We start from the raw sequence: 10,034 nt of genomic DNA, 5'->3' as shown, positions 1-10,034 counted from the left end.
GGGCCTGCCCGTCAGCCGTGGCCGAGCACGGGAAACTCCTCGATCGGAGGTCGTTGTGGACGTCTTCGAGAGCGCGAAGCTCGGGCCCGTCACCCTGCGGAACCGGGTCATCAAGGCCGCCACCTTCGAGGGCATGACGCCGGACGCTCTCGTCACCGACGACCTGATCGAGTACCACCGGCGGCCCGCCGCCGGGGGAGTGGCGATGACGACCGTCGCCTACTGCGCGGTCGCGCCCGAGGGCCGCACCGAGCGGCGGCAGATCCACATGCGTCCCGAGGCCGTTCCCGGGCTGCGGCGCCTCACCGACGCCGTGCACGCCGAGGGCGCGGCCGCGTCCGCGCAGATCGGGCACGCCGGGCCGGTCGCCGACGCGAGCTCCAACGGGATGCGGGGACTGTCGGCCGGGCGGTTCTTCAACCCGCTCGGGATGCGCTTCACCAAGGCGGCGACCGCCGAGGACATCGAGCGGGTCACCCGCGACCACGCCGCCGCGGCGCGGCTGGCGATCGAGGCGGGCTTCGACGCCGTCGAGATCCACTTCGGGCACAACTACCTGGCCAGCTCGTTCCTCAGCCCGCGGCTGAACAAGCGCGACGACGCCTACGGCGGGCCGATCGAGAACCGCGCCAAGGTCGCGCTCGGCATCGCCCGGGCGGTGCGCGAGGAGGTCCGCGACCGGATCGCCGTCACCGCGAAGATCAACATGCGGGACGGCGTGCCGGGCGGGCTGGAGGTCGACGACAGCCTGCAGGTGGCGCGCTGGCTGCAGGAGGAGGGCACCGTCGACGCGCTGGAGCTGACGGCGGGCAGCTCCCTGCTGAACCCGATGTACCTGTTCCGCGGCGAGGCGCCGGTCCGCGAGTTCGCCGCCAACTTCAAGCAGCCGCTGCGGGCGGGCATCCGGATGTCCGGCACGAGGTTCCTGCGCGCCTACCCGTATCAGGAGGCGTTCCTCCTCGAACACGCCCGCCGGTTCCGCGCCGAGCTGGACCTGCCGCTGATCCTGCTCGGCGGCGTCACCAACCGCGAGACGATGGACAGGGCGATGGCGGAGGGCTTCCAGTTCGTCGCGATGGGACGCGCGCTGCTGCGCGAGCCCGACCTCGTGAACAGGATCGCGGAGGACCCCTCGACGCGGTCGCTGTGCATCCACTGCAACCGCTGCATGCCGACGATCTACACCGGCACGCACTGCCCCGAGATCCCCGCGGAGGGCCCGGCTTGACCTGGAGCGCGCTCTAACTCGTACCGTACGGTGCATGATCACTCCGCAGCACGGGATCGATTCGGGGTTCGGGTTCGAGAGCACGGCGCGCGAGGTCCTGGCGGGCATCGACCTGTCCGGGAGGCTGGCCGTGGTGACCGGCGGCTACTCCGGGCTCGGCCTGGAGACGACCCGCGCTCTGGCAGAGGCCGGCGCGCACGTCGTGGTGCCGGCGCGGCGCCCGGCGGTCGCGAAGGAGGCGCTCGGGGACGTCGGCGGCGTCGAGGTGGACGAGCTGGACCTCGCCGACCTGGAGAGCGTGCGCGGCTTCGCCGACCGCTTCCTGGAGTCCGGCCGCGGCATCGACATGATCATCGGCAACGCGGCGGTCATGGCGTGCCCGGAGACCCGGGTCGGGCCGGGCTGGGAGGCGCAGTTCGCCACCAACCACCTCGGCCACTACGCGCTGGTGAACCGGCTGTGGCCGGCGGTCAGGGCCGGCGCCCGCGTCGTCGCCGTCTCCTCGCAGGGGCACCACTTCTCCCGGATGCGCTGGGACGACCCGCACTTCACGCGCGGCTACGACCGGTGGGAGGCGTACGGGCAGGCGAAGACCGCCAACGTGCTGTTCGCCGTGCACCTGGACGCCCTGGCGAAGGACGACGTGCGCGCGTTCTCCCTCCACCCGGGCAGCATCCTCACGCCGCTGCAGCGGCACATCCCGAAGGAGGACAAGATCGCCTACGGGTGGATCGACGAGGAGGGCAACGAGATCGCCCAGGGCTTCAAGACCCCGGAGCAGGGCGCCGCGACCGCGGTGTGGGCGGCGACGTCCCCGCGGCTGGACGGGATGGGCGGCGTCTACTGCATCGACTGCGACATCGCCGAGCCCACCCCGGCCGACGTGCCCGAGGTGCGCGGCCGGAAGGCGGGCGCGCCCGCGCCCGTGGGCGTCCGTCCTTACGCGATCGACCCGGACGAGGCCGCGCGGCTGTGGGCGTACTCGGCCGAGCTGACCGGCGTCGACGCGTTCGCGGAGTAGGCGCCGCCGGCGCGCCGGCCGTCCGGGCGGGGCCGGGCCCGGCGCCGATCCCGCCCGTCGGCATAATCCCTGGGGAACGACCGACGGCCGAGGGGTGTGGCGATGATCGACGTGGGCGGCTGGTCGCCGGAACCGGTCGAGGCGGCCGAGACGATCGGCGCGGCGCCGTCGGCCGCGCTGGCGGGAGTGCTGGACGTCGAGCCGCCGGGGGAGGAGCTGCCGCCGCTGTGGCACTGGCTGCACTTCCTCGAACGGCCCGCGCAGCGCGAGCTCGGCCCCGACGGTCATCCGCTCGGCGGGCACTTCCTGCCGCCGATCCCCGACCGGCGGCGCATGTTCGCCGGCGGCCGGTTCCGCGTGCGCGAGCCGCTGCGCGTCGGCGACACCGTCACGCGCCGTACCGAGCTGGCCTCCACGGCGGTCAAGCAGGGACGCAGCGGCGAGATGCTGTTCGTGACCGTCCGCCACACGTTCCTGCGGGCCGGCGCGGAGATCGCCGTCGAGGAGCAGGACCTCGTCTACCGCAGCGGCGACGCGGCGTCCCGCCCGCCGGAGGTGTCCTTCGACGCGCCGGACACGAAGGCGCCGTGGACGCTGCCGGTGACCGCCGACCCGGTCCTGCTGTTCCGGTTCAGCGCGCTCACCTACAACGCCCACCGCATCCACTACGACGAGACCTACGCGACCGAGGTCGAGGGGCATGGCGGGCTCGTCGTGCACGGGCCGCTGCTGGCGATCCTGTGCCTCGAACTGCCGCGCCGGGCGGGCCTGAGGGTGAACGATCTGTCGTTCCGCGCCCGCAGGCCCGTCTACGCGCGGCAGCCCTTCGTCGCGGCCGGCTCGCCGGACGGCGAGCTGTCGATCGAGGCGCCCGGCGGCGTCACCGCCATGACGGCGACGTTCTCCACCGCCTGAAGGACGCCGCCTAGGCGGCCGTCACGGGCGGCTCCACGACGGCCGGCCCGTCGCGGCGCTCCGCCCTGATCTGCAGGACGTACCGCTTGACCTCGTCGGCGGCGTCCTCGCGGCTCCAGCCCAGCCGGGGCGCGAGGAGGTCGGCGACGTGCGCCGCCGCGGCGAGGCCGCCGTCCCACTCCTCGATCGACACGCGCAGCCGCCGCGCGAGGACGTCCTCAAGGTGCAGGGCGCCCTCGTGCGTCACCGCGTAGACGGCCTCGGCGCACAGGTAGTCCTCCGCGCCGGGGATCGGCGCGCCGAGCTCCGGTTCGGCGGCGACCAGGTCGAGGACGTCCTGCGCGCACGACCCGTACCGGCGCAGCAGGTGCTCGATCCGCGCGACGTGCAGCCCGGAGCGGGCGGCGAGCCGGCGCCGCTCGTTCCACAGCACCTCGAAGCCGACCGCGCCGAGGATCGGCAGCCGCCCGGTGACCGACGCGGGCACCGACTCGTCCAGGCCCTCGGCGACCACGTCGACCGCGTCGCGCGCCATGACCCGGTAGGTGGTGAACTTGCCGCCCGTGACCACGACCAGCCCCGGCACCGGCTCGGCGACGGCGTGCTCGCGGGACAGCCGCGCCGTGTCGTCCATCTCGCCGGACAGCAGCGGCCGCAGCCCCGCGTACACGCCCTCGACATCGTCCATGGTCAGCGGCGTGCGCAGCACCGCGTTCGCCCGCTCCAGCAGGTAGCCGATGTCGGTGTGGTCGGCGACCGGCTCGTCCGGGCCGTCGTCGTGCGGGGTGTCGGTCGTGCCGACCAGCCAGTGCCGGCCCCACGGGATGATGAACAGCACGCTGCGCTCGGTCCGGGTGATCAGCCCCGTGCCCATCGGGATCCGGTCGCGCGGCACCACCAGGTGGACGCCCTTGGACGCGCGCACCGCGAACGTCGCCCGCGCCCCCGTCATCGCCTGCGCGCCGTCCGTCCACACGCCCGTCGCGCAGACGACCCGGCGGGCGCGGACGGTGATCTCCCGCCCGCCCTCCAGGTCCACGACGTGCGCGCCGGTGACCCGCTCGCCCTCGCGCAGGAAGCCGGTCACCTCGGTGCGCGTGGCGACCCTCGCGCCGTACTGGGCGGCGGTGCGGGCCACCATCATCGTGTAGCGGGCGTCGTCCACCTGCGCGTCGTAGTACTGGATCGCGCCGACGAGCGCGTCCGCGCGCAGGGCTGGCGCCTCCCGCAGCGCGCCGCGCCGGGTGAGCTGCCGGTGCCGGGGCAGCGACCGGGCGCCGCCCATCGTGTCGTAGAGCGTCACGCCGGCGCTAACGTACGCCCGCTCCCACACCCGGTTGCGCAGGGGGTACAGGAACTGGACGGGCCGCACCAGGTGCGGCGCGAGCCGGTGCAGCAGCAGGGCGCGCTCCCGCAGCGCCTCGCGGACCAGACCGAAGTCGCGCTGCTCCAGGTAGCGGAGCCCGCCGTGGATCAGCTTGCTGGAGCGGCTGGAGGTGCCGGCCGCCCAGTCGCGGGCCTCCACCAGGGCGACGGTCAGGCCCCGGGAGATCGCGTCGAGCGCGGCGCCGGCGCCGACGATGCCGCCGCCGACGACCAGGACGTCGAACTCGTTCTCGGCCAGTGCGCGCAGGGTGTCCTCGCGGTACCGAGGGCCGAGGGCTACGGATGTCACTGCATGCTCCCGATGAGGGGTGATCGGTTCAGGATGGTGCGGGCGGGGCCGGCGCCGGTGTCCCGGCCCCGCCGCGCGCGGTGTCCCGGCCGGGTCTAGTCGACGTCGACCCAGTCGAGGGTTCGGCTGACGGCCTTCTTCCAGCCGGCGTAGCCCTTCTCGCGCTGCTCGTCGTCCCAGGTGGGCAGCCAGCGCTTGTCCTCGTTCCAGTTCTGGCGCAGCTCGTCGGTGGTGTTCCAGAAGCCGACGGCGAGGCCGGCGGCGTAGGCGGCGCCGAGGGCGGTGGTCTCGGCGACGACCGGGCGCGACACCGGGACGCCGAGGATGTCGGCCTGCATCTGCATGCACAGCTCGTTGGCGGTGATCCCGCCGTCGACCTTGAGCGTGTCGAGGGCGACGCCGGAGTCCTCGCGCATGGCCTCCACGACGTCCCGCGACTGGTAGCAGATCGATTCGAGGGTGGCGCGGGCCAGGTGGGCGTTGGTGTTGAAGCGCGAGAGCCCGACGATGGCGCCGCGCGCGTCCGACCGCCAGTAGGGGGCGAACAGGCCGGAGAACGCGGGGACGAAGTACACGCCGCCGTTGTCCTCGACCTGCCGGGCGAGCGCCTCGCTCTGCGCGGCGCCGGAGATGATGCCGAGCTGGTCGCGCAGCCACTGCACCGCCGACCCGGTGACCGCGATCGACCCTTCCAGCGCGTACACCGGCTTTTGGCCCCCGAACTGGTAGCAGACCGTGGTCAGCAGCCCGTTCTTCGACCGCACCAGCTCGTTGCCCGTGTTGAGCAGCAGGAAGTTGCCGGTGCCGTAGGTGTTCTTGGCCTCGCCGGGCGAGAAGCACACCTGGCCGACCGTCGCGGCCTGCTGGTCGCCGAGGGCCGCCGTCAGCGGGACCTCGCCGCCGAGAGGACCGTCCGGTCGGGTCAGCCCGTAGGCCTCGGACGTCGACGACGGCCTGATCTCCGGGAGCATCGCGCGCGGGATGCCGAAGAACGACAGCAGCTCGTCGTCCCAGTCGAGGGTCTCCAGATCCATCAGCATGGTGCGGCTGGCGTTGGTGACGTCGGTGACGTGCACGCCGCCGTCCGGCCCGCCGGTCAGGTTCCACAGCACCCAGCTGTCGGTCGTCCCGAAGATCGCGTCGCCCCGCTCGGCCGCCTCCCGAACCCCGTCGACGTTCTCCAGGATCCACTGGATCTTGCCGCCGGAGAAGTACGTCGCGGGCGGCAGCCCGGCCTTGCGGCGGATGACGTCGCCCTTGCCCTCCCGCTCCAGCGCCGAGGCGATGCGGTCGGTGCGGGTGTCCTGCCAGACGATCGCGTTGAAGTAGGGCCGCCCGGTGCGGCGGTCCCACACCAGCGTCGTCTCGCGCTGGTTGGTGATGCCGAACGCCGCGAGGTCGGTGTGGCTCAGGTTCGCCTTGTTCAGCGTGCTCTGGACGACCGCGCGGGTGCGCTCCCAGATCTCGGTGGGGTTGTGCTCGACCCAGCCGGCCTGCGGCAGGATCTGCTCGTGCTCGAGCTGGTGGCGGGCGATCTCGTTGCCGCCGTGATCGAAGATCATGAACCGGGTGCTCGTGGTGCCCTGGTCGAGCGCTCCGACGAAGTCAGCCATGTGCGGAATCTCCAGTGGGAAGGACCTGCGGACAGGGGGTCGCGCCGCTCACGCGGCCTCGTACTCGGGCTCGGGCTTGGCGACGTCCGGCTCGGTGCCGTCGGACGGCAGGAACCAGCCGATCAGCAGCTTGTACAGGCCGGCGCCGAGCACGCCGCCGATGAGCGGGGCGACGATCGGGACCCAGAAGTACAGGTCCCCGTGCTGGTCCTTCCAGGCGCCGCCGTAGCCGGTGATGAACTGCGCGAGCCGGGGCCCGAAGTCGCGCGCCGGGTTGATCGCGTAGCCGGCGTCCGAGCCGAACGCCATCCCGATCGCCACGACCAGCAGCCCGATCAGGAAGGGGCCGAGGTTGGCCAGCGGCGGCGAGTTCCGCGCGTCGGTCAGCGCCTTGATGACGAACAGCAGGATGGCGGTGCCGATGACCTGGTCGCGGAACGCGCCCCAGGTGCCGACGGGCAGGGTCCCGTTGCCCGGCAGCGTCGAGAAGACGCCCTGGGTCTTGATGGTGTGGCCGGGGTCGACCTTGGCCAGGATCTCGCTGTAGTTCCACCGGACGATCAGCGCCGCGATGAACGCCCCGGCGGTCTGGGCGGCGATGTAGGGCGCCACCTTCCGCCACGAGAACTCCTTGAACGTGGCCAGCGCGAACGTGACCGCGGGGTTGAGGTGGGCGCCGCTGATCCGCGCGGCGACGTAGACGCCGAGCGTGACGCCGAGCCCCCAGGCCCAGGCGATGCTGTCGTGGTCGCCGATGCCGGCGCCGGCGACCTGCGCCACGACGCCGACTCCGAACAGGATCAGGATCATGGTTCCGGCGAACTCGGCGGCGAGCTCCCCGGCGAGCGGTGGGAATTTCCGGCGTTCCGCCATGTCTGTGCTCCTCGGCTGCGGGGGTGGACGCGAAGCCTCATGAGGCTGGCCAGAACGTAGGACGCGGATGACCCGGAAACAACGGAAGGCTGCCGACAATGTCGAACACTTTCCCCGCCGCCCGGCGCCGGTTACCCTCCCCCCTGTGCACCAGATCACAGAATCCGGGCAGTTCGGGACGGGAACGGCGGTGATGACGACAGGTGCCGACATTGTCGGCACCCTGGCCCGAGAACTAGCATCGGGTTCATGCCCGGACCTGTGCAGTCGATCGAGCGGGCCGCCGCGATCCTGCGGCTGCTCGCCGCCAGCTCCGGCCGGCTCGGGGTCGGTGAGATCGCCAGCTCGCTCGGGCTCGCACGCGGCACCGCGCACGGCATCCTGCGCACCCTGGAGCGGGTCGGCTTCGTCGAGCAGGACGGCGGCACCGGAAAGTACCAGCTCGGCGCCGCCCTGCTCCACCTCGGCACCAGCTACCTGGACGTCAACGAGCTGCGCTCCCGGGCGATCAACTGGGCGGACGCGCTGGCCTCGCGCAGCGGCGAGGCCGTCCGGATCGGCACCCTGCTCGACGGGAAGGTGCTGGTCGTCCACCACGTCTTCCGGCCCGACGACACCCTCCAGGCGCTGGACGTCGGGTCGCTGCTGCCGCTGCACGCGACCGCCCTCGGCAAGGCGCTGCTGGCGCACGACGCCAACGCGGCGGCGTCCATCCGCGACACCGAGCTGGAGTCCTACTGCCGCCGGACGATCACCGATCCGCGCCTGCTCGCACGGGCCGCCACCCGGGTCCGCGAGAACGGCTGGGCGGCCGAGGTCGAGGAGCTGTCCATCGGCGAGGCGGGCATCGCCGCACCGATCCGCGGGTACGGGGGACTCGTCGTCGGGGCCATCGGCATCTCCGGCGCGGTCGAGCGGATCTGCGACACCGGCCGCGTCCCCGAACCCCGGCTGGTGGCGTTCGTGCGGGACGCGGCCCGCGCCGTCTCACGGGACCTCGGCGGCTCGCGATGGTGACGCGCGGAGACCGCGGGTGACCGGACGAGCGGCCGCCCGCACCGGCGGGCGGCGGGACCGGGAGACGCGGCCGGACCGGGGGACGTGGCGGGATCGGGAGACGCGGCGGGACCGGCGGACGGGGAAGGGGCACGGCGGGGGAGAGGGCGCAACGTGACCGAACGCTACGTGATGTCGATCGACCAGGGCACCACCTCGACCCGGTGCATCCTGTTCGACCACGGCGGCCGGCTCGTGTCGGTGGCGCAGCGCGAGCACCGGCAGCACTTCCCGAAGCCCGGCTGGGTCGAGCACGACCCCATGGAGATCTGGCGCAACCTGGAGCGGATCGCGCCGGAGGCGCTCGCCCAGGCGGGCGTCACCGCGAACCAGGTCGCCGCCGTCGGCATCGCCAACCAGCGCGAGACCACCGTGCTCTGGGACCGGCTCACCGGCGCCCCGATCGGCCGCGCCATCGTCTGGCAGGACATGCGGACCGGCCCGCTGGTCGACGAACTGGGCCGCGCGCCCGGCGCCGCGATCGTCACCGAGCGCAGCGGGCTGCCGCTCGCCACCTACTTCTCCGCGCCGCGCATCCGCTGGCTGCTCGACCACACGCCCGGCCTGCGCGAGCGCGCCGAGCGCGGCGAGGTGCTGTTCGGCACCATGGAGAGCTGGCTGATCTGGAACCTCAGCGGCGGCGTCGACGGCGGCGTGCACGTCACCGACGTCACCAACGCCAGCCGCACCCTGCTGATGGACCTGCACACGCTGTCCTGGGACGACGACCTGCTGGCGTTCTTCGGGGTGCCGCGGGCGATGCTGCCGGAGATCAGGTCGTCCACCGAGACCTACGGGACGGCCCGCCGGGTGTTCCCCGGGGTGCGGGTCGGCGCCGCGCTCGGCGACCAGCAGGCCGCGCTGTTCGGCCAGACGTGCTTCGCGCCCGGCGAGACCAAGTGCACCTACGGGACCGGCGCGTTCCTGCTGATGAACACCGGGACCAAGCCGGTGCGGTCGGAGAACGGGCTGCTCACCACCGTCGGCTACAAGATCGGCGACGAGCCGGCGGTGTACGCGCTGGAGGGCTCGATCGCGATCACCGGCGCGCTCGTCCAGTGGTTCCGCGACGGGCTCGGGCTGATCACCACCGCGCCGGAGATCGAGACGCTCGCCCGCACCGTGAGCGACAACGGCGGCTGCTACATCGTGCCGGCGTTCTCCGGGCTGTTCGCCCCGCACTGGCGGAGCGAGGCCCGCGGCATCATCGTCGGCCTGACCTCCTACATCACCAAGGGCCACCTGGCGCGGGCGGTGCTGGAGGCGACCGGCTGGCAGACCCGCGAGGTCGTGGACGCGATGAACCGGGACTCCGGGCTCAGCCTCCGGGAGCTGAAGGCCGACGGCGGCATGACCTCCGACAACCTGCTGATGCAGATGGTCGCCGACATGCTGAACGTGCCGGTGGCGCGGCCGATGGTGGTCGAGACCGTCTCGCTCGGCGCCGCGTACGCCGCCGGGCTGGCCGTCGGCTACTGGGCGGGCCTGGAGGGGCTGCGGCGGAACTGGCACCGCGCGGCCCGCTGGGTCCCCGCCATGGAGTCGAGCCGCCGCGACCACGAGTACGACAACTGGAAGCGCGCCGTGGAGCGCACCTTCGACTGGATCCGGGCCGGCGAGGAGCCCGGCGAGGGGCCCTGACCGGCCTGGGCC

General features: G+C 73.0%; 8 protein-coding genes. 5 read left to right on the top strand and 3 right to left on the bottom strand.

Annotated elements, in window-relative coordinates; all coding sequences use genetic code 11:
* The first annotated feature begins 55 nt into the window (after positions 1 to 55).
* The 3 genes from ABZ914_RS17625 (at position 56) to ABZ914_RS17615 (ending at position 3,164) form a co-directional block, all read left to right on the top strand.
* Entirely contained in the window at positions 56 to 1,228 is a 1,173-nt protein-coding gene (locus tag ABZ914_RS17625; protein ID WP_500194030.1) for an NADH:flavin oxidoreductase, read from the top strand.
* A gap of 34 nt (positions 1,229 to 1,262) precedes the next feature.
* A complete protein-coding gene (locus tag ABZ914_RS17620; RefSeq protein ID WP_500194029.1) occupies positions 1,263 to 2,249 on the top strand; it encodes an SDR family NAD(P)-dependent oxidoreductase in 987 nt (328 codons plus the stop codon).
* 102 nt (positions 2,250 to 2,351) lie between these two features.
* Positions 2,352 to 3,164, top strand: a complete 813-nt coding sequence (locus ABZ914_RS17615; RefSeq protein ID WP_500194027.1) for an HTD2 family dehydratase — start codon at positions 2,352 to 2,354, stop codon at positions 3,162 to 3,164.
* 10 nt (positions 3,165 to 3,174) lie between these two features.
* Here the strand turns inward: ABZ914_RS17615 and ABZ914_RS17610 are convergent, their stop codons facing one another.
* The 3 genes from ABZ914_RS17610 to ABZ914_RS17600 form a co-directional block, all read right to left on the bottom strand.
* Positions 3,175 to 4,839: a glycerol-3-phosphate dehydrogenase/oxidase gene (locus ABZ914_RS17610; RefSeq protein WP_500194025.1), complete on the bottom strand. Its 1,665-nt coding sequence runs from the start codon at positions 4,837 to 4,839 to the stop codon at positions 3,175 to 3,177.
* A 95-nt stretch (positions 4,840 to 4,934) separates the two neighbouring features.
* Entirely contained in the window at positions 4,935 to 6,452 is a 1,518-nt protein-coding gene (gene glpK, locus ABZ914_RS17605; protein ID WP_500194024.1) for a glycerol kinase GlpK, read from the bottom strand.
* A 48-nt stretch (positions 6,453 to 6,500) separates the two neighbouring features.
* Positions 6,501 to 7,325 carry an MIP/aquaporin family protein gene (locus ABZ914_RS17600; protein WP_190858510.1) on the bottom strand — a complete coding sequence of 275 codons (825 nt, stop codon included), beginning with the start codon at positions 7,323 to 7,325 and terminating at the stop codon, positions 6,501 to 6,503.
* Positions 7,326 to 7,574: 249 nt separating this feature from the next.
* On the opposite strand from ABZ914_RS17600, the gene ABZ914_RS17595 reads away from it, so the two are divergent.
* Both ABZ914_RS17595 and glpK (ABZ914_RS17590) read left to right on the top strand, forming a co-directional pair.
* On the top strand, positions 7,575 to 8,342 hold the full coding sequence (locus tag ABZ914_RS17595; RefSeq protein ID WP_151594760.1) for an IclR family transcriptional regulator: 768 nt from the start codon (positions 7,575 to 7,577) through the stop codon (positions 8,340 to 8,342).
* 153 nt (positions 8,343 to 8,495) lie between these two features.
* Positions 8,496 to 10,022 carry a glycerol kinase GlpK gene (glpK, locus tag ABZ914_RS17590; protein ID WP_500194021.1) on the top strand — a complete coding sequence of 509 codons (1,527 nt, stop codon included), beginning with the start codon at positions 8,496 to 8,498 and terminating at the stop codon, positions 10,020 to 10,022.
* The last annotated feature ends 12 nt before the right edge of the window (positions 10,023 to 10,034 follow it).

Origin of the sequence: Spirillospora sp. NPDC046719, from assembly GCF_040645715.1 — a bacterium.
Taxonomy (GTDB): Bacteria; Actinomycetota; Actinomycetes; order Streptosporangiales; family Streptosporangiaceae; genus Spirillospora.
Note: the sequence above shows the minus strand (reverse complement) of the source record. Positions and strands in the feature narration are given on the sequence as shown.

Coding starts and splice junctions, on each gene's coding strand:
- ABZ914_RS17595 (WP_151594760.1), top strand. CDS start 7,575: ATGCCCGGACCTGTGCAGTCGATCGAGCGGGCCGCCGCGATCCTGCGG.
- glpK (WP_500194024.1), bottom strand. CDS start 6,452: ATGGCTGACTTCGTCGGAGCGCTCGACCAGGGCACCACGAGCACCCGG.
- ABZ914_RS17615 (WP_500194027.1), top strand. CDS start 2,352: ATGATCGACGTGGGCGGCTGGTCGCCGGAACCGGTCGAGGCGGCCGAG.
- ABZ914_RS17600 (WP_190858510.1), bottom strand. CDS start 7,325: ATGGCGGAACGCCGGAAATTCCCACCGCTCGCCGGGGAGCTCGCCGCC.
- ABZ914_RS17620 (WP_500194029.1), top strand. CDS start 1,263: ATGATCACTCCGCAGCACGGGATCGATTCGGGGTTCGGGTTCGAGAGC.